The sequence below is a fragment of the Micromonospora sonchi genome (genome assembly GCF_014646235.1).
In the GTDB taxonomy this organism is placed as follows: domain Bacteria; phylum Actinomycetota; class Actinomycetes; order Mycobacteriales; family Micromonosporaceae; genus Micromonospora; species Micromonospora sonchi.
This window is the reverse complement of sequence record NZ_BMNB01000040.1, coordinates 28,938-47,179: the sequence shown is the minus strand read 5'-3', so window position 1 is coordinate 47,179 and position 18,242 is coordinate 28,938. Positions and strand designations below refer to the sequence as shown.

Sequence of the window (18,242 nt, the reverse complement as noted above, 5' to 3'; positions counted from 1 at the left end):
TCCACCAGTGCCCACCGAGACCGGCGACAACACCCCCCGGATCATGCACACGACAGGGGCAGTAAGTCATACCGGCCTCGGTGACCAGCGAGCCCTTGCCTCAGGGCCACGAAAAAGGTAACGGGGGATCGGTCGGCGACTGGTCAGCAGCAGGTCGCCAGGTAGGACTGCAGTTCGGCGAGCGCGGCGAGCGCGCCGTCGCGATCCGCCCGGTAGTACACGGTCTTCCCGTCACGGCGGGAGGTGACCACCCGTCCGCGTCGCAGCAGGGTCAGCTGCTGCGACGCCGTGGCCTGGCTGATGCCCGTCCGCTCGGCCACCTCGCCCACAGACAGCTCAGCGCCCTGTGCGAACAGCATCATGATCCGCTGCCTGGTGGGGCTGCCCAAAGCCTTGAGGAACTCCTGCGTCTGCGGCGCCAGGCCCTCAGGGACTCCGGCCGCGCGCGCGGGCGAGGGTGTCCCTGTGGGCTGTCCGGCTGTGGCGTCGCTCATGGCCCTACCTTCCCCCGCCATCATCATATTGTCATTCAACGAAACGACGATATAATCATTCCTGTGACAGCTCGAACCGAGCCAGTGATCATCATCGGCGGCGGCCAGTCAGGCCTAGCCGCCGCCCGTGCCGCCCTGACCGCGCGCCTGCGGCCCGTCGTCCTGCAGGCCGGTACCGAGCCCCTTGGCTCCTGGCCCGACTACTACGACAGCCTGACCCTCTTCTCACCCGCACGCTACAGCGTCTTGCCCGGCATGCCGTTCGACGGTGATCCGGACCGCTACCCCCGCCGTGACGAGGTCACGACCTATCTGCGCCGGTACGCGCAGACCGTGGACGTCGAGATCCGCACCCGCACCCGCGTCACGGCCGTGCACTCTCGCCGCGACGGGGGATACCTCGTCCACACCGACACCGGCGACGAGATCGCCGCGGCCGGCGTCGTCGCCGCCAGCGGATCCTTTGGCAACCCCTACCTGCCGACTCTGCCCGGCCAGGATGACTACGCCGGCGATGTCCGGCACGTCGCCCAGTACCGCCGGCCGGAGGTGTACGCGGGCAAGCGGGTCATCGTCGTGGGTGCCGGCAACTCCGCCGTCCAGGTCGCCTACGAGATCGCGGCGCATGCCCGGGTCACGCTCGCCACCCGGGAACCCGTGCGCTTCCTGCCCCAACGCCTCGGCGGGCGGGACCTGCACCACTGGCTGCGGGTTACCGGCGCGGACCGCCTGCCACGCCGCGTCCTCACCCGCTTAGTCCGACACGCGGCCGTGCTCGACACCGGCGTCTACCGCGACGCCCTCGCCTCCGGGCTGCTCTCCCGGCGGGACGTGTTCACCGCCTTCACCCCTGATGGCGTCATCTGGGCCGACGGCACGCCCGAGCCGGTCGACGCGGTCATCTTCGCCACCGGCTACCGCCCCGACCTGGCCTACCTCAAGCCCCTGGGCACCCTCGACCAAGACGCGCCCCGGCAGGTGGGCGGGATCTCCACCACCCATCCAGGGCTGGTCTATCTCGGGTTGGAGTTCCAGCGATCCTTCGCCTCGAACACCCTGCGCGGCGTCGGCCGCGACGCCACCCATGTCATGACTGCCCTGGCGGCTCACGTGTCCGGACGGCCACGCCACGGCCGGCAGCGGAGGGCGGACGCCGCCTCGCGCACGGGACACGACGCTCAACGCTGATCGCCTTCGGCGATCGGCGCTGGTGGGTACGGGAGTTGCCCGGCGGCTCACGCCTGCGACGAGGGGGCCGGCTCGACCGACAGCAGGGCGGCGAGCTGGCGCAGGATGCCCGGGCGGGCCCGGTAGTAGACCCAGGTGCCGCGCCGTTCGGCGTCCACCAGGCCCGCTTCGCGCAGCGTCTTGAGGTGGTGGGAGATCGTCGGCCCGGTCAAGTCGAACGCCGGCGTCAGGTCGCACACGCACACCTCGCCGTCCTCGGCGGAGGCGATCATCGACATCAGCTGCAGCCGTACCGGGTCGCCGAGGGCCTTGAACGCGGGAGCGAGCACCACGGCCGTCTCGGCCGGGACCCGACGCTGAGCCAGCGGGGGGCAGCACGGCGCGTCGGCGTTGAGGTCGATGACGGCGAGGGGTACGTCTTGCTTTGACATTCCTCTAGGTTGACATCTCTCTAATCAGCGTGCAACTCTCTGGTTAGGCGGGCGTCAAGGCAGGCATCTGAAGGAAGGGAGCAGCATGTTCGGCAACCACCGGCCTCGGCATGACGGCACCTGTTAACTTCATCGTTAATCGGCGATAAACGATAGAGGGAGTGGTGGTGGGCGACCTCCTCGACCGGGACACCGCGCACACCTACGCCTCGTGGTTCCGGGCCCTGGCGGACCCGACCCGGGTGCAGATCGTGGAGTACCTGGCCCGGCACGTCCGGCCGATGAGCGTGGGGGAGATCGTCGCCGCCGTCGGGCTGGCCCAGTCCACCGTCTCGCAACACCTGAAGATCCTGACCGAGGTGCGGTTCGTGCTCGTCGCGCCGGTCGGCACCGCCCGCCACTACCGCATCAACGACGCCTGCGTCGGCTGCTTCCCGTCGGCCGCCGACGTGGTCATGGGCCGTCCCGCCCCGCAGCCGAAGGGAGCCTGCTGATGGCCGATATCACCGTCCGTCCGATGACCTCGGACGACGCCGGTCGTGTCCTCGCCATCTACCAGGCTGGCCTCGACGCCGGCAACGCCAGCTTCGAGACCACCGCCCCGACCTGGACGGCTTTCGACGCGGCCAAGCTGCCTGACCACCGCCTCGTGGCCGTCGATGCGGACGACACCGTCCTCGGGTGGGTGGCGGTCGCGCCAACGTCAAGCCGGCCGGTCTACGCCGGGGTGGTCGAGCACTCCGTCTACGTCGACCCCGCCGCCCAAGGGCGGGGCGTGGCCCGGCTGCTGCTCGACGCGCTGATCGCCTCCACCGAGGCCGCCGGCATCTGGACCATCCAGTCCGGCGTCTTCCCCGACAACACCGCCAGCCTCACCCCGCACCAGCGGGCCGGCTTCCGCATCATCGGCACCCGCGAGCGGGTCGGCTGGCATCACGGTCGGTGGCGCGACGTCGTCCTGCTCGAGCGCCGCAGCCCCCGTATCTGAGCCCCTCGGGCTCTGCCCAACCCTGCACCACTGCACCTTCTTGATTCGACAGTTCTCAACACAGAGGAGTTTTCGATGAGCGTCCCGGACAAACTGCCCATCGTGGTGATCGGCGCGGGCCCGGTCGGTCTGGCCGCTGCCGCCCACCTGCACGAGCGTGGCCTACCCTTCCTAGTTCTGGAGGCCGGTGACACCGCCGGCGCGGCGGTGCGGCAGTGGGGGCACGTGCCGGTGTTCTCCCCGTGGCGGTACAACATCGACCCAGCCGCCCGCCGACTGCTCGACGACGCCGGCTGGGTCGCCCCGGCCGAGGACGCCCTGCCCACCGGCGCGGACCTCGTCGCGGACTACCTGCAGCCCCTCGCGGAGCTGCCGCAGCTCAAGCCCCACCTGCGCTACTGCACGCGAGTGGAGGCGATCAGCCGCCTCGGCCTGGACAGGCTGCGCACCGCCGGCCGCGAGCAGACGCCGTTCCTGATCCGCCTCGCCGACGGCGAAGAGGTGCTCGCCCGGGCCGTCATCGACGCATCCGGCACCTGGAGCACCCCCAACGTCGTCGGCGCCTCCGGCCTGCCCGCCCGTGGAGAGAAGGAGGTCGGCGCGTATCTGGAGCACGCCCTGCCGGACGTGCTCAGTGCCGACCGGGACCGCTTCGCCGGCCGACACACCCTCGTCGTCGGCGCCGGCCACTCCGCCGCCAACACCCTGCTCTCCCTAGCCGAACTTGCCGCCGCGGAACCGGACACGGAGGTGACGTGGGCGATCCGCTCGGCCAGCCCGGCCCGCACCTACGGAGGCGGCGACGCCGACGCGCTGCCCGCCCGCGGCGCCCTCGGCTCCCGCCTGCGCGAACACGTGGAAGCCGGCCGGATCCGGCTGCTCACCGGTTTCTCCGTGCACGCACTCACCCCGACCGACGGCCGTGTCGCCGTGGTCATCCGCCACGCCGACGGCAGCGACGAGTCCATCACCGTGGACCGCATCGTCGCCGCCACCGGCTTCCGCCCCGACCACACGATCGCCGCCGAGCTGCGCCTGGACCTCGACCCGGTCATGGGCGCCACCCGCGCCCTCGCACCGCTGATCGACCCGAACGAGCACTCCTGCGGCACCGTCCCACCGCACGGCGTCGACGAACTCGCCCACCCCGAGACCGGCTACTACGCCGTCGGCATGAAGAGCTACGGCCGCGCGCCGACCTTCCTCATGGCCACCGGCTACGAACAGGTCCGCTCCGTCGCCGCCGCCCTCGCCGGCGACTGGGACGCCGCCCGCGACGTCCAGCTCGACCTGCCCGAAACCGGCGTCTGCAACAGCAACCCCGCCGACTCCACCGGCACCGACAGCTGCTGCGGTCCCGCCCCCGCAGCCCAGCCCATCGGTAAAGGGTTGGCGACCGGGATCTTGGGCGGCCTGCTCTCCACACCGCTCAACCTGGTCAGCCTCGACACCCCGACCAGCGGCCAGACGGGCGGCTGCTGCGCCAGCTGATGACCACCACCACGACGGCGCCCGCCGACCCCACGGTCGGCGGGCGCCACGGGTGGCGCATCGTCGCCGCCCTCGCCATCACCTCCACCGTCGGCTACGGCACCCTCTACTACGCCTACGCGGTTCTGCTCACCCCGATGGCCGACAGCCTCGATGTCTCCACCACTGCCGTCACCGGCGCGCTCACCGCCAGCCGCATGCCTTCTGGCCGCCGTCGGAATGCGCTCCGTAGAGAGCAGAAGTAGCTGCGACGAGCACGACAGCAAACCCGGGCCGGTCGGGGATGTGACCATGGCGTCGGTCCTGCTACCAGCGTGACGGTTTCCCAGCCGAACTCCTGTGCCCATGCGGCGAACGGTATGCCGTTGTCTGGGGTGCAGACGACGGCGCGGCAGGGAATCTGTTCGACCGCGCCGGCCAGCCTGGTGGGTTCGGCGAAGGTCCGTCGTGGCTGCGGTGTCATCCGGGTCTGCAGCCACGCCACATCCCTGGGGTCTGTTACGCCGAGAGTCGAGACCGGCGGAGCCGGTATAACCCGGTCGCCTGCGGCGGCGTCGAGCCAGTTGCGGAACCACTCGGGGGCCAGGCTCTCCATCGACGCGCCGTCCGGGCCGACCCACGCATCGAGCAGAACGATCCGGCCGACCCGGTGCGGCGCTTGGTCGGCGGCTTCGCGCTCATCTCCTTTCCTCTCTTTCTGATGGCGTCTGGGTGTGGTGGGGCGAACCGGAGACGAGGCTTACTCCCCGAGGTCGGCGACGCGGAGCACGACCTTGCCCGTGGTCCGTCCGGTCGCGATGAGGCGATGAGCTTCCGCCGCCCGCTGCAACGGCAGTTCGTTTGCGATGTGCAGCCGGAGCTGGCCCCGGCGGACGAGGTCAGCGAGCGATTCCAAACCCTCGGCGTCCGGTTCGACGAGATAAGTGACCGCACGGACCCCCAGCTGCGCGGCGCGATCGGCGAGGCCCGGGGTCCATGCGCCTTGCGCGCTGACCAGGATCCCGTCGGGGCGGAGGCACTCCAGCGCCTTGAGGCCCGGCTCGCCGCCGAACATCTGGATGACGGCGTCGGCATCGCGGACCACGTCGGAGACCTGGCTGGTCGTGTAGTCGACGGCTTCATCGGCACCCATCTGGCGCAGGAACTCGTGCTTCGCCGCCCGAGCGGTGCCGATGACGTGGGCGCCTCGGGCCTTCGCGATCTGCACTGCCAGGTGGCCGACTCCGCCGGCCGCGGCCGTCACCAGCACCCGCTGGCCGGGAGCCACCTGCGCCGCCTCGAGCATCTGCCAGGCGGTCAGGCCGGCCAAGGGCAACGCGGCGGCCTCGGCGTAGCTCAGCTCGGCGGGCATGCGGGCAAAGTGCCGGGACGGTGCGGTGACGTACTCGGCGTATGCACCCGCTTCGCGGGGAAACCACGGCATCCCGAACACCCGGTCCCCCGGCCGGAAGCGGGTTACGCCGTACCCGATCTCGGTGACCACACCTGCCACGTCCCAGCCCTGACGGAAGGGCAGGCTCAACATCCGGTTGTACGCGAGACCCTGTGCGGTGTAGTGGTCCACTGGGTTCACCCCGGCGTAGGCGACCTGTACCAGAATCTCGGTCGGCGCTGGTCGGGGCGGCTCCACGTCGACCAGCTCAAGGGCCTCGAGCCCGTTCCATTCCCGTTGGATTACTGCGCGCATGACGTATCCCTTCGGTTGTGCTGGGTGCTTTCAGAAGCGAACTGCGGGCGCTCAGCCGGCAGTCGCCGTGCTGGGGGTCGGAGCGGGCGGGGCCGCATCCAGATCGCCCGCTCTCGGCATGGTCGTCGCAGGCCGCGTCAGCCGCAGGCCGAGGATCGCGGCGCCGACGGCGGCGGCGATGCTGAACCCGTACACGAATGTGAACGGAGTGAGGCCGTGACCGGCCTGGTGTTGCCCGATCGCGGCGAGCGCCGCGACACCGAGAGCGCCGCCGGCCTGCCGGGCCGTCGTGTTGAGGCCGATGGCGCTCGCGAAGCGGGCCGGCGACGCGTACATCGCGGCCGCGGCGTTGGCTCCCGCCGCCAGCGCTCCCATTCCCGCCCCCGCCAACAGCCCGACCGGTAGCCACAGCGCCAGGAACTGAGGGTTCGGCGACAGGCCGATCGCCAACCAGGTTCCGGCCAGCGCCATGGCGAGTGCCCCTCCGATCACGACGGGCCGCGGTCCGAGCCGGCCGATGAGCCGGCCGAGGATGGCTGCGGCAACGGCCGCGGACACCGCTCCTGGGCTCATCGCGAGGCCGGCGCGCAGTTCGGAGTATCGCCAGATGTCGGTGAGAAACAGCACGCCGATCAGCAGCCACGAGTACAGCCCCGCGCCGTAGAGCAGCGACACCAGGTTGGTGACGGTGAAGCCGCGGCTGCACCAGAGACTCACCTCGATGGCTGGCATGGTGTGGCGGTACGAGCGGGCCAGTGCCCACCCGGTGGCGAGGACCCCGCCGGACAGCAGGCCGAGGGTGCCGACAGCCGTCCAACCCCAGGCGCTGGCCTGTGTGATCCCCAGCACGACTCCCGCGATGCCTGCGGCGAGCAGTCCCGTGCCTGCCAGGTCCGGGAGCGCCGCGTCCCTGCGGCCCTGCGGCGCGACGCGGGCACACAGGCACATGACCACGCCGAGGGGAACGTTGATGGCGAAGAGCACGCGCCAACTGACGGTGTCGACCAGTACGCCGCCCAGGGCCGGACCGACCGCTGCGGCCAGGGATCCCGCGGCGCTCCACAGGCCGACCGCCGCCGGCCGTCGGGAGGCGGGCACACCCAGCAGCAGTATCGCCAGGGACGCGGGAATCATGGCCGCCGCACCGACCGCCTGCAGCGCGCGACCGGCGACCAGCCAGTAGATGTCCGGCGCCATCGTGCAGAGCAGCGAGAAGGCGCTGAAGACACCGACTCCCCAGACGAAGAGACGCCGTACGCCGATGGTGTCGGCGAGCCGCCCGGCCGGCGACAGCAGCGCCGCGAACACCACCGCATAGGCGGTGATCACCCAGGTGGCGTCGCTGACCGACAACGGGTCGAAGTCCCGTCGGATGCCGGGCACCGCCAGGTTGGCGACGGTGGCGTCGAGCAGGGCCAGGAAGGCGGCGCCCGAGGCCAACGCGATCACCGGGACGTGGCCGCCCGTGGTCCTGCCGCTGTTCATCAGACTCCCCCCGTTAAGTGGACGGGCGTACCATAAGTTTTTGATCGCCAAGCGGTCAACGGGTCACCGGATATGGCGTTGATCATATTCGCGACCAGGCCTGTAGCCGGGCCAGATGAAAGGACATGCGTCCCACTACGTAGACTTGGGCCCGCCAGACGGAAGTGCCGACAGGTGGAGGTCCAAGTGGACAAGCGGGTGGAGCGCGGCCTGCGCTCGCGGCGGGTAATCCTTGACCGCGCCATGGACATCGCCTCGGTCGAGGGGCTGGAGAGCCTGTCGGTGCGGCGCCTCGCGACCGACCTGGCCTTCAGTAAAAGCGGGGTCTTCGCGCAGTTCGGATCGAAGGAGGAACTGCAGCTCGCGACCGTCCGCGCCGCCGTCGAGGTCTTCGTCGGCAAGGTCGTCAAGCCGGCGCTGCGGGCTCCCGCCGGGATCCGTAGAGTGTGGGCACTCTGCGAGGCGTGGCTGCACTACGTCCGAGAGCCGGTGTTCGCCGGCGGATGCTTCTTCATCGGGGTGGCAGCCGAATTCGATGCCCGTCCGGGTCGGATCCGCGATGCCATCGCGGCTGCCCGCCGGGACTGGCAGACGCTCTACGCGAGCAGCATCGCAGAGGCGGTCGCCGTCGGGGAGATCCTCACCGAGGTGGAGCCCGCACAGCTCGCGTTCGAACTCGACGCCATCGGCCGCGCGGGCGCGGCGGACGCCCTGCTCTACAACGACGACACCGTCTACGAGCGGGCCAGCGAGGCCATTCGCGCGCGGCTACGATCGGTCGCGACCGACGCGGCACCCGTGTTCGGCTGACCCACCCGCGCATCGATTTCCAGGGCTGCCACCACAAGGGCTACCAGCCTCCCCGTACGGGGGGCAAGGTCGTTCGAACGTAGGCCGCTCACCTTGTCCCCGTCCGGGGGAGGCTGGACGGTCTACGACTGCCCGACGAGGAGATCCACTGCTCGCGCCTGGCGCGGGGGAATAGATGCTGTCGGGCCGGCTGCTTTCGGCATCAGGAGCTGGCCGCGGAATCAGGCGGCACGCCGCGGGCCGGGGCGGTGCTCCGATCGAGGGCTTCTCACCTCGTGTCGGTGGATCTCACTCGGTGTCAGTGCGGACGAGCCTGCTGCCGTTTCGTTCTCCTGTATCGATAGCCGTGCGGGTCTGTCGGGCAGGAGACCTTGTCTTCGGGTCCGTTCTGGATCGCAGTGAGTATTGCGGGCTGCCGACAGTGCAACAGCCGTTGCGGCTGAAGATCACTGCGTACCCGCCGAGCCGTCCGGCGGCGCTTGTTTCCCGGCGGAATCGGGCAGACCAACCAAGCCGCCCGGTGCGACATAAACCTGCCGCGCCGTGGCAGAGGCCCCTGCTCGCTCGCGCCACCGTCGATCGTGGGTGACGGTGAGCACGGCACCGGTGTAGTCACGCAATGCGTCCTCCATCTGTTCGAGCAGTTCGGGGGCCAGGTGGTTGGTGGGCTCGTCGAGCAGGAGAACATCGCTGGGACAGGTGACGGCAAGCGCGACTTCGAGGCGTCGGCGCTGCCCGACCGACAGCTGCGCCACCTGCCGGTGCAGGTCGTCGGGGCGGAACAGGCCGAGCCGTAGCAGTTCGTCGGCGGCGTCGTCCCGGTAGGCGCCGGTGGCGGCGGCGAAGGCGTCGAGGAGCGTCGCTCGAGAGCCGGTCGTGATGTCCTGCCGCAACCAGGCGACGCGAATGCCGGGTCGTCGCCAGAGCGTCCCCCGCTGTGGTGCGAGCTCGCCCGCCAGGACGTTCAGCAGCGTCGTCTTCCCGGCGCCGTTGGGTCCGGAAATCAACAGCCGGTCCCCAGGCGACACCTCGAGCGCATCCAGCCGCAGCCGTGGCCCGTCGACGTCCAAGCGGACACCTTCCGCCCGGATCAGGACGGCCTTCTCATTGGCGATGCCGGCGGAGGCGGCTGCTGGTTCGGTGAAGACAGGTGTGAACCGGAGCGGATCGGCGGGTCGCGGTGCGGGGTCGGCGTGCAGCCGGGCGACTCGCTCCTTTGCCATCCGGATACGTCCCATCGCGCCGTGGTCTCGGCCGCGTGCCCGGAAGGCGCCGTGGCCGAAGGATGCGCGTTCCAGCTTTCGTGGTATCGCGTTGAGCCGGAAGGCGTTGGCGGTGACGAGTGCCTGCTGACGTGCGAGGTCCTGCCGCCACGCCTCGTACGCTTCCAGCAGCCGGCGCCGTTCGCCCTCGCGTGCGGTGAGGTATCCGGCGTAGCCGTCGCCGTATCGGCGCAGCGAGCCGCCCTCGACGTGCACGATGTCGGTCGCGATACGGTCCAGCAGCGCGCGGTCGTGGGTCACGACCACCAGTGCGCCGCGGTGCGCGGCCAGGCGGTCCTCCAGCCACGCGATACCGGCGTCGTCGAGATCGTTGGTCGGCTCGTCGAGCAGCAGCAACTCCGCCTCGGACGCCAGTGCCGCGGTAAGCGCCAGCCGTGCCCGCTCGCCGCCCGAGAGCGTATGTACGGGCCGGGAGCGGTCGAGACCGCCCAGCCCCAGTCGGTCGAGGCCCGCATCCACCCTCTGATCGAGCTCATACCCGTCGCGGGCCTCGAGGCGGTCGATGGCGGTACTGAGCCGCGCGAGCAGTTCGCCCCGCTCGTCGACGCCTGCCAGTGCCACCTGCTCAGCGGTCCGCTGTGTCTCGGCCTCGAGCTCACGGATGTCGGCGAGCAGGTCGTCGAGCGCGTCCGCGACGGTCGCACCCGGCCGGAACCGGGGTTGTTGTTCGGCGAACGCGACGCCGCCGGGCAATTCTATTGCCTGCTCGCCGGCGGTCAACTGCACCGTCCCGGCGAGTACGCGCAGCAGTGTGGACTTGCCGGCGCCGTTGTCACCGATCACCGCGATCCGCTCGGCCGGGCCGACCACGAGATCGATCTCGGTCAGGACGACCCGCTCGGCGAACCGGACGGTCCCGCCGCGGATCGCGCATACCCGGTGCGGCCGCGGTGCCGCCGCCTGAATTTGGGACAGACTACTTGGAGAATGGATCACGGGAGCTCCTCCCCGCGACACACAGGTGACCAAAACTGCGGTCGCGGAACACGTGCCTCTTCGAGCACATGGATGTACGGGAACCTCGCGCGGTCAGCGAAGTGGCTGGCTAGCGCGCATAGGACTCACCGCGGAGAAGACTCGACGCGGTGTCCCGAACTAGAGAATCAGCGTACCCACGACGACCAGGGTACCAGGGAATCGAGCCACGCCCGCGAAGATCCGCTGTTCCAGATCTCACGCGTGACAATCCTGGCAGATACGACTTCCTCGCCAAGCTCAACGCGGTGCCCGCCTACCGGGCGAAGATCGCCGACCGCCCCCGCTTACTGAAGGACGGTGTCGTCCCTACTGAACACGCGGGCGGCTTTGACGGCGAACTGCGGGTCGCGGATGAAGATCCAGGACTGGTGCTGCCAGGGTTTGATCGTGTCACGGGCAAGGATCCGGCGGATGGTCGACGCCGAGATCGCCGAGACGATGCCGCGGGCGACGGCCTCAGCGGCCAGGTCCGGGCAAGCCCACTTCGACAGTGGCGTGCCGGTTTCGGCCGGTAGTTGGCAGGCTAGGGCTTTGACCTCGGCGATCTGGACCGGGGTGAACCGTGGCGGCCGTCCCGGGCGTAGCCGATCGGTGAGGCCGGCAAGGCCTTCGTCGGCGAACCGGCCGCGCCAGCGCCGCACGGTGTCGATGGTGAGGTCGTGCCGGCGGGCGATCGCGGCGTTGGAGTCTCCGCGGGCGGCATCACAGATGATCCGAGCCCGGATGACCTGCTGGTATGCGGCGGTATGGGAGTAGGCCAGAGCGGTGAGCCTGTGTCGTTCGGCGGCGGTCAGGGTGATCGGACGTGCGTGAGGGGCAGGCACCGGCCAGCTTCCATTGCAGATGATCTCGTTCAGGGCTGGTCGAGAATGCCGGTCGGGCCTGCGGCAAGCCGGCAGGACACGCCGGAGGCGGCAGGATGGACCGGTACTGGTTCAGCGGCACCACCGAAAGGAATACGGGGAGGCGGTACGGTTGGCCGCTGGTTCCTGATGCGCTCGTCGAAGGGCCCGCGTCGCCCATGACGGGGCGGCCGCCGCCACTGGGCAGAGCCGGTTCAGGTGTCGCGGTCCGGTGTCGGGCGGAGGTTAGGTACCTTCAAGAAGAGGTATAGGGCCGCATGGCGATGACAGGCCCTGCTCAGTTGGCACCGGCGCGGGCCGGGCAACCAGGTGCGGGCCGGCCGGCCGAGCCACCCAACATCCTGTTCATCCTGGCCGATGATCTGGGCTGGGCGGATCTGGGCTGTTACGGCTCATCGGCGATCCGTACGCCCAACCTTGATCGACTGGCCGGGGAGGGCCTGCTGTTCCGCCACGGCTACGCGTGCACTCCGTGGTGCTCGCCGACCCGCATCGGGCTGTACACCGGGCGCTATCCGACCCGGTTGTCGGTGGGCCTGGAGGAGCCGCTGACCACGCACGCGGAGGTCAACGGGATCCCCGCCGACCATCCGACGATCTCGTCGCTGCTGCTGGCCGCCGGCTACGAGACGGCGATGTTCGGCAAGTGGCACTGCGGATGGCTGCCCTGGTACAGCCCGCTGCGCATCGGCTTCCAGACCTTCTTCGGCAACTTCGACGGGGCGATCGACTACTTCGAGCACGTCGACACGGTGGCCGAGGCCGGCCTGTACGAGGGGGAGACCTCGGTCGAGCAGGCCGGCTACTACACGTCGCTGATCTCCGACCGTGCGACCGAGTTCGTCGCAGCCGATCGCGACGGTCCCTTCTACGTACAGGTCAACTACACCGCGCCGCACTGGCCCTGGGAGGGCCCGGGCGACCGGGAGGTCGGCGCGGAGATCCGGCGCAGGTTCAGCGAGCAGTCGGTGCCCACCCCGTTGATCCATCCTGACGGCGGCTCGCTGGCGAAGTACGCCGAACTGGTCGAGGAGATGGACACCGCCATCGGCAAGCTGCTCACCGCACTGGCCGACGCCGGCCGCGCCGACAACACCATCGTCGTCTTCACCTCCGACAACGGCGGCGAGCGATGGTCGAACACCTGGCCCCTGGTGGGCGAGAAGGGCGACCTGACCGAGGGCGGCATCCGGGTTCCGCTGATCCTGCGCTGGCCGGTTGAGGTGGCCGGCGGCCAGGTCACCGACCACCCGATCAACACCCTCGACCTGACCGCGACGCTGATCGACGCGGGCGGGACGACCCCGGATGAGCGTTATCCGCTGGACGGGGCGAACCTGCTGCCTTGGCTCGTCGACGGCGCCGACTTCCCCGAGCACGACCTGTTCTGGCGTACCTCCAACCAGGGGGCGTTGCGCCGCGGCCGGTTCAAGTACCTGTACGACCGCCGCGACCGGTCGGTGCTGGGCAACTGGCCACGCCGTCATGGCCCCTTCCACCTCCTGTACGACGTCACGGTTGACGGCCGTGAGCAGGCGGACATCGCCGACCACCATCCCGACCTGCTGGACGACCTGCGCGAGACGTGGGAGCGGATCGAGACGGAACTGCTGCCCTACCCGGCGGGTCATCCGGGCGTGCCGCAACCGCCAGCGGCGAAACCAGCCACCAGCGAGCCGGACTAGTACGAAAGCCGCCTCGGAGCCCAGTTCTGCCTCGACCAGGGCGGCGTCGGTGATGACGGAGGTGCGTCCGGCGATCTCCTGCACGGTCTGCACGGCCTTCGGCTCGCTGCTGGCCACGTAGTAGGCCGGCCCGATCACGAATGATCGCAGAGCGCGGGCGGCAGCTCGGCCCGGCCGGGCCGAGCTGCCAACGCTCCGCCGGCACCGCCGGTTCGACCACGGGCAATGCGTGCCGCACCAACACCAGCCGGGCTCCTACGATCACCACCACCGAGCGAACATAACCGGGTCACAGATCCAGACTGGTGTCGGCAGCACGCCGGACCCGCCGCGCGAGAACACCCGTCGTAGCGATCGATCTGCGGCAGATCGGTGCGCCTGATCTTGGCGAGTCGGATGGCAGGCAGGAAGGCACCGCCGATGGCTCGGCTCGGCGGCGTTGCGTTCTGGGTCATCAGCCGATCGGATGACCGAAGGCGATGATCGGCTATTTCCATGGGCGACGGACACCCTGCGACGTCTAGGAAGGAGGCATGACCAACGAGCGGACCGTTCCCCTGCTGCCGTGCGCATCCATTGACGACATTGAAACCTTCTACGGAGTTCTCGGTTTCCGCACCACGTACAAGCAGCGCAAGCCCAACCCGTGTGTGGGGGTGCAGCGGGAAGACCTGCATCTACAGTTCTTCGAGATCACCGGATTTGACCCGGAGCAGTCCTATGGCTCCTGTCTGGTACTTACCGCGGACATCGAGGGCCTACACCGGGCATTCGCAGCCGGCATGCGCGCCGCGTACGGCAAGGTATGGTGTCCGGAACGCCGCGGATGACCCGGCCCCGGGCGCGGAAGAACGCCGACGGGTTGGGCGGGTTCAGCGTCATCGACCCGGGCGGCAACTGGATCCGCGTCTTTCGGGACCCAGCCACCGCGCCCATGCCGGCCACCACGCCTGCCGGGCGGCTGGCCAAGGCCCTAGCGAATGCTGTCGTGCAGGCCGATTCCAGGGGAAGCGTCGGACAGGCCGTTCGGATCCTCGACAGCGCGTTGGCCCGCCCGCAAGCCGACGACGACCCGGTCGAGCAGGTAGAGGTCCTGGTCTACCGCGCCGAACTCGCGATGGTTCTGCACGATCCAAAGACTGCGGCCGAGATGCTGGCCCGCGTCCAGTCCGTCACGCTCACGGAAGACGAATCCGAAAGGGCGGCGCCCGCGTTCGACAACGCCGCCGAACTCGCAGCACCACTGCGGTGACTCACCACACGAACGCCTCCCTCATCTCAGCCTGACAGGCAGGGGGACGCGGTCACTGACGGCTACCGCAGGTGATGGGAGCCCTGGCGCTTACATGCCCGGTCGGCGGCATGAGCGGATATCGGGCTGGCGCGGCGTGCAGTCCGTGGGCCATGGTTTGGGCGTGATCGTCATCCAGCGGGTTCGCGTGCGATGGAGCGCGGCTGGGCGCGCCACAGCCGACGCCCGTCGAGGACTCAACCGCCCGTTGATACTTCCTGCGCCGCTGCCAACAGGCGATGTTGTGGTCCATGACGTCTTGGCTGATGAGGCCGCCAGCTACGCACGGCACGTCGACGTACTGGCCGGCGACGTGAGCATCACCCGCGGCCTTGGCCGAAAGGGATGGAGGTCGTGGACCACGCCACGGCCGCGGTCTACTGTCTGCCCGGCCGCCCGGGCCAGGTCGTCGTGACCAGTGCCGCGATCGGCGCGCTTACCGCCGACGAGCTCGCTGCCGTACTGCGGCACGAGCGGGCGCACCTCCGGGGCCGACACCACCTCCTCGTCGCCCTCGCCGGCGCGTTCCAACGCGCTCTGCCGCGCCTGCCGATGGCCGACGCGGCCGAGACGGAGATCAGACGGCTGGTGGAGCACCTGGCAGACGACCGCGCGAGCGATCGCCACGGGCGGCATGCTGTCGCCACCGCCATCGTCCAGCTCGCCGATCGCACTCCCGGCACGCTCTCGATGCGGGGACGGGCGCGATCGTCACGGGTCGTCTCCCTTCGCCGCCGGTGCGCCGAGCGGGTACGCCGGATGCTCGCCCCGCCGGCCCGACCCCGGATCCTTCATCGCCTCGTCGCCGCCAGCGCGATCGGACTGCTCCTGACCGGACCGCCGGCCGTGGCGGTTGTCTCCGCCGGCCTGGTTCGCCAGGCCGCCACCTGTCCGACCGGCTCGCCACCCGCAGCCGGAAGTCCCGCCCACCTGGCCGGCGGCTGACGGTCTCGACCGCATCTGCCGTCGACGACCTCGACAAGGATGAGGGCTGCGCCGGAACCAATCCTTCGCACGCCGAGAGGAGCACGACGATGGACAGCAGTGCCTGGGACGAGCGGTACGCGAGCGCCCCGGAACTCGTGTGGACCGCCGAACCGAACCGCTTCGTCGTGGAGGAGGTCGCCGGTCTGTCCCCCGGCAGGGCCATCGACCTGGCTGCCGGCGAGGGACGTAACGCAGTGTGGCTGGCCCAGCAGGGCTGGGAGGTCACTGCGGTGGACTTCTCCGCGGTAGCCGTCGAGCGGGGCCGGGAACTGGCCCGTCAGCGAGACGTCAGCGTCGACTGGCAGGTGGCCGACGTCATGGAGTACAAGCCGCCGGCCGACGGCTTCGACCTGGTGCTGATCGCGTACCTGCACCTGCCTGCCGCCGAGATCGCCACCGTGCTGTCCCACGCCCGCGGCGCGGTACGTGCCGACGGGCGGGTCCTCGTGATCGGCCACGACCTCGCGAACCTCTCCGGCGGCACGGGTGGCCCGCAGGACCCCGATATCCTGCTCACCCCCGAGGCGGTAATGAAAGAGCTGCCGGGGCTGCGAATCCGCCGGGCCGAGACCGCTCGCCGACCCGTGACGGTGGAGGGCCGAGCTGTGGACGCGCTGGACACGGTGGTGGTCGCCGAACGATCCTGACAGAAACTACCGATCCGCAACGGCCCGGTCCGCGTAACGGGCCAGTTGCGCGGCGAGCTCCGCCTGGCCGATATGCCCGTCGCCGTCTGCGCCGATGACCACCACGTCCGCGTACGTCTCGCGCCAGGGCAGTTCGTTGGAGTGATGCTCGTAGGGGCCCACGAACACGATCGGCCGCTGCGCCGGCGGAATGCGGTCGAGGAGCCGAAAGCGGCGCGGCGGCCCTTCGGGCAGCCGCAGCTCGAGGATCCCGATCAGCTTGTTGACCGCCGCCGTGGCCCGGCCCCGCAGAAGATGACGAGGTACCCATCGGTCCCGCAGACCGCGTCGTGGATGACCTGCCGGGCATCCTCGCGCAGCACGTACGGGGTGGTCAGGGCGCCCACCACGGTCGCCGGAAACCCTACGGCGACGCTCCACGCGAGGATCCGCCGATCCACGAACCCACGTCTCCAGTAGGCCCGCGACGACGCCAGCGCGACGGGCGCGGCGGCCGGCAGGGGAGAGGCCAGCGCGACGAATACCGGCACCCCGACCAGATGCAGCAGGGGGTTGCCCACCGCGGACCCGCCGGCCCCGAACAGGCCGGCGAAGAATCCCACCCCGGCGCCGATGAGGGCGATCGCCCACCATGTCATCAGCTGGCCGGTGGCAGCGCCCAGGCGATCACCGGTGGGTTCTGTTCCGGCTGGCTTCCTGGAAGCGGCGGCCGGACAGCGGCATGCCGAACAACGGCGCCAGGGTGCAGAAGTTGAAGAGCCCGGCGGCCAGCGGCACCAGGCCCAGCAGGGCCAGCAGCCACCACCAGCCGCCCAACGACACCCCGACCGCGATGAGCACCAAGCCGAGGACGACCCGAGCGACCCGACCGGCTGGCGAGTTGAAGAACTGCAGGACGGGCACGCACGACCACCCCCGCGCGCGAATAGGGAAAATTGTCTCTTTCCATCAGCGTATCGCCAAAGCCGCACCGATCGTACCGAAAGCTCCTCAATGAGCATGGCCTTCGTGAGGTTGTTCCGCACCGCTCCGTTGCTGATCGTGCGTCCGAGCTGCGCGGCGAGCGCGGTGGTGATGTCCTGCGGGGTCATCGCCGTGCCGGGGTGGGCGGCCAGATAGTCCAGGGGTCGACCTCGCTGGCCTTGGTCGGACCCGGGATCCACCGCTGCGGGAGGCCGGGGAGCCGGCGGGCGGCGTCGGCCTGTTCCATCGCGGTGAGCAGCCGGGTCGCGGTGACCTGCCGAGCAGGACGCGGTGCCGTAGGAGTGGAGCCCGCGCGTTCGTGCGATTTGTCGCTTGGCGGTCAGTCGGGCTGCCTCTCCAGATGCGCAACGACGCGGTCCGAGATCCTGGCGAGCATGTTCAGTTCTTCCTGGCTGAGGGCGTCGATGAACAGTCGGCGGACATGTTCGACATGCACGGGTGCCGCGTCTTCGATCGCCTTGTAACCGGCATGGGTGGCGGCGATGAACGCTCCGCGTCCGTCGTCGGGACATTCCTCCTTGGCCACCAGACCGCGCTCTGTCATCCGCCTGACTTGGTGGGACACGCGGCTCTTCTCCCACTCCACCAGCTTTGCCAGATCCATGAGGCGCATCCGTCCGCCGCTGGTTTCGGTAAGTTTGACCAACACGATGTAGTCGGCGGCGGACATGCCGGAGTCGGCCTGGACTCGGCGGGAGAGTCGTCCGATGAGCTTCTCCTGCATGCGGATGAAACTGTTCCAGGCGACCTGCTGTTCCGAGGTGAGCCAGCGGGGCGTTGCGTCCATGCGGGGAGCGTAACTACATCGTGCGCGGCTCATGCCTGCCGGACACCCCGAACGGATCTGACGATGCCCGCAAGATCCGGTGGGCGGCGAGCGTAGGCACGCTTGACGCCCCACGGCTTGCGGCCGTTCGCGGAAGGCGCTTGTGGTGAGGCGTCGCCCTTGC

At 69.8% G+C, this 18,242-nt stretch carries 18 protein-coding genes and 2 pseudogenes; 10 read left to right on the top strand and 10 right to left on the bottom strand.

The annotated features are described in order from the left end of the window. Positions 1 to 143: 143 nt before the first annotated feature. Positions 144 to 494: an ArsR/SmtB family transcription factor gene (locus IEY61_RS28060; protein ID WP_189049703.1), complete on the bottom strand. Its 351-nt coding sequence runs from the start codon at positions 492 to 494 to the stop codon at positions 144 to 146. A gap of 63 nt (positions 495 to 557) precedes the next feature. Here IEY61_RS28060 and IEY61_RS28055 point away from each other — a divergent pair, with 63 nt between their 5' ends. Beyond that, positions 558 to 1,682 (top strand): flavin-containing monooxygenase, encoded by a 1,125-nt coding sequence (locus tag IEY61_RS28055; protein ID WP_189049701.1) that lies wholly within the window; start codon positions 558 to 560, stop codon positions 1,680 to 1,682. A gap of 47 nt (positions 1,683 to 1,729) precedes the next feature. Here IEY61_RS28055 and IEY61_RS28050 read toward each other — a convergent pair whose 3' ends face one another. Continuing rightward, positions 1,730 to 2,113: an ArsR/SmtB family transcription factor gene (locus tag IEY61_RS28050; protein WP_189049698.1), complete on the bottom strand. Its 384-nt coding sequence runs from the start codon at positions 2,111 to 2,113 to the stop codon at positions 1,730 to 1,732. Between the two features lie 167 nt (positions 2,114 to 2,280). Here IEY61_RS28050 and IEY61_RS28045 point away from each other — a divergent pair, with 167 nt between their 5' ends. From IEY61_RS28045 to IEY61_RS28030, 4 genes are all read left to right on the top strand, one after another. Further along, complete coding sequence (locus IEY61_RS28045; protein ID WP_373293229.1) at positions 2,281 to 2,607, top strand: ArsR/SmtB family transcription factor; 327 nt, start codon at positions 2,281 to 2,283, stop codon at positions 2,605 to 2,607. Beyond that, positions 2,607 to 3,101 (top strand): GNAT family N-acetyltransferase, encoded by a 495-nt coding sequence (locus IEY61_RS28040; RefSeq protein ID WP_189049696.1) that lies wholly within the window; start codon positions 2,607 to 2,609, stop codon positions 3,099 to 3,101. The genes IEY61_RS28045 and IEY61_RS28040 overlap by 1 nt, the downstream gene beginning before the upstream one ends. A 75-nt stretch (positions 3,102 to 3,176) precedes the next feature. Continuing rightward, positions 3,177 to 4,592, top strand: coding sequence for an FAD-dependent oxidoreductase (locus IEY61_RS28035; RefSeq protein ID WP_189049694.1), 1,416 nt, complete (start codon positions 3,177 to 3,179; stop codon positions 4,590 to 4,592). Then, the gene (locus IEY61_RS28030) at positions 4,592 to 4,837 is read left to right on the top strand and encodes a hypothetical protein (protein WP_229706509.1); all 246 of its coding nucleotides are present in this window, start codon (positions 4,592 to 4,594) and stop codon (positions 4,835 to 4,837) included. Before IEY61_RS28035 ends, IEY61_RS28030 begins: the two co-directional genes overlap by 1 nt. A gap of 494 nt (positions 4,838 to 5,331) precedes the next feature. Here the strand turns inward: IEY61_RS28030 and IEY61_RS28025 are convergent, their stop codons facing one another. After that, a complete protein-coding gene (locus tag IEY61_RS28025) occupies positions 5,332 to 6,279 on the bottom strand; it encodes an NADP-dependent oxidoreductase (protein WP_189049692.1) in 948 nt (315 codons plus the stop codon). 51 nt (positions 6,280 to 6,330) lie between these two features. Next, positions 6,331 to 7,764, bottom strand: coding sequence for an MFS transporter (locus tag IEY61_RS28020; RefSeq protein WP_189049690.1), 1,434 nt, complete (start codon positions 7,762 to 7,764; stop codon positions 6,331 to 6,333). 198 nt (positions 7,765 to 7,962) lie between these two features. Here IEY61_RS28020 and IEY61_RS28015 point away from each other — a divergent pair, with 198 nt between their 5' ends. After that, on the top strand, positions 7,963 to 8,574 hold the full coding sequence (locus IEY61_RS28015) for a TetR/AcrR family transcriptional regulator (protein WP_229706508.1): 612 nt from the start codon (positions 7,963 to 7,965) through the stop codon (positions 8,572 to 8,574). Positions 8,575 to 9,116: 542 nt separating this feature from the next. Here the strand turns inward: IEY61_RS28015 and abc-f are convergent. Next, positions 9,117 to 10,763: pseudogene (abc-f, locus tag IEY61_RS28010) on the bottom strand (ribosomal protection-like ABC-F family protein); the annotation flags it as partial. Between the two features lie 356 nt (positions 10,764 to 11,119). Further along, positions 11,120 to 11,659, bottom strand: coding sequence for a helix-turn-helix domain-containing protein (locus IEY61_RS28005; protein ID WP_189049686.1), 540 nt, complete (start codon positions 11,657 to 11,659; stop codon positions 11,120 to 11,122). A gap of 296 nt (positions 11,660 to 11,955) precedes the next feature. On the opposite strand from IEY61_RS28005, the gene IEY61_RS28000 reads away from it, so the two are divergent. From IEY61_RS28000 to IEY61_RS27985, 4 genes and pseudogenes are all read left to right on the top strand, one after another. Further along, complete coding sequence (locus IEY61_RS28000; protein ID WP_229706507.1) at positions 11,956 to 13,383, top strand: sulfatase family protein; 1,428 nt, start codon at positions 11,956 to 11,958, stop codon at positions 13,381 to 13,383. A 533-nt stretch (positions 13,384 to 13,916) separates the two neighbouring features. Then, positions 13,917 to 14,635: pseudogene (locus tag IEY61_RS27995) on the top strand (DUF8817 family protein). 393 nt (positions 14,636 to 15,028) lie between these two features. Further along, a complete protein-coding gene (locus IEY61_RS27990; RefSeq protein ID WP_229706506.1) occupies positions 15,029 to 15,619 on the top strand; it encodes a M56 family metallopeptidase in 591 nt (196 codons plus the stop codon). Positions 15,620 to 15,708: 89 nt separating this feature from the next. Then, on the top strand, positions 15,709 to 16,308 hold the full coding sequence (locus tag IEY61_RS27985; protein WP_189049680.1) for a class I SAM-dependent methyltransferase: 600 nt from the start codon (positions 15,709 to 15,711) through the stop codon (positions 16,306 to 16,308). 6 nt (positions 16,309 to 16,314) lie between these two features. Here IEY61_RS27985 and IEY61_RS27980 read toward each other — a convergent pair whose 3' ends face one another. The 4 genes from IEY61_RS27980 to IEY61_RS27965 all read right to left on the bottom strand — a co-directional run bounded on the left by IEY61_RS27980 (position 16,315) and on the right by IEY61_RS27965 (position 18,079). After that, complete coding sequence (locus IEY61_RS27980; protein WP_189049678.1) at positions 16,315 to 16,476, bottom strand: hypothetical protein; 162 nt, start codon at positions 16,474 to 16,476, stop codon at positions 16,315 to 16,317. Between the two features lie 86 nt (positions 16,477 to 16,562). After that, positions 16,563 to 16,946 carry a TSUP family transporter gene (locus IEY61_RS27975; protein WP_189049676.1) on the bottom strand — a complete coding sequence of 128 codons (384 nt, stop codon included), beginning with the start codon at positions 16,944 to 16,946 and terminating at the stop codon, positions 16,563 to 16,565. A gap of 28 nt (positions 16,947 to 16,974) precedes the next feature. Then, entirely contained in the window at positions 16,975 to 17,211 is a 237-nt protein-coding gene (locus IEY61_RS27970) for a YgaP-like transmembrane domain (RefSeq protein ID WP_189049674.1), read from the bottom strand. Positions 17,212 to 17,611: 400 nt separating this feature from the next. Beyond that, positions 17,612 to 18,079, bottom strand: a complete 468-nt coding sequence (locus IEY61_RS27965) for a MarR family winged helix-turn-helix transcriptional regulator (RefSeq protein WP_189049672.1) — start codon at positions 18,077 to 18,079, stop codon at positions 17,612 to 17,614. Between the last annotated feature and the right edge of the window lie 163 nt (positions 18,080 to 18,242).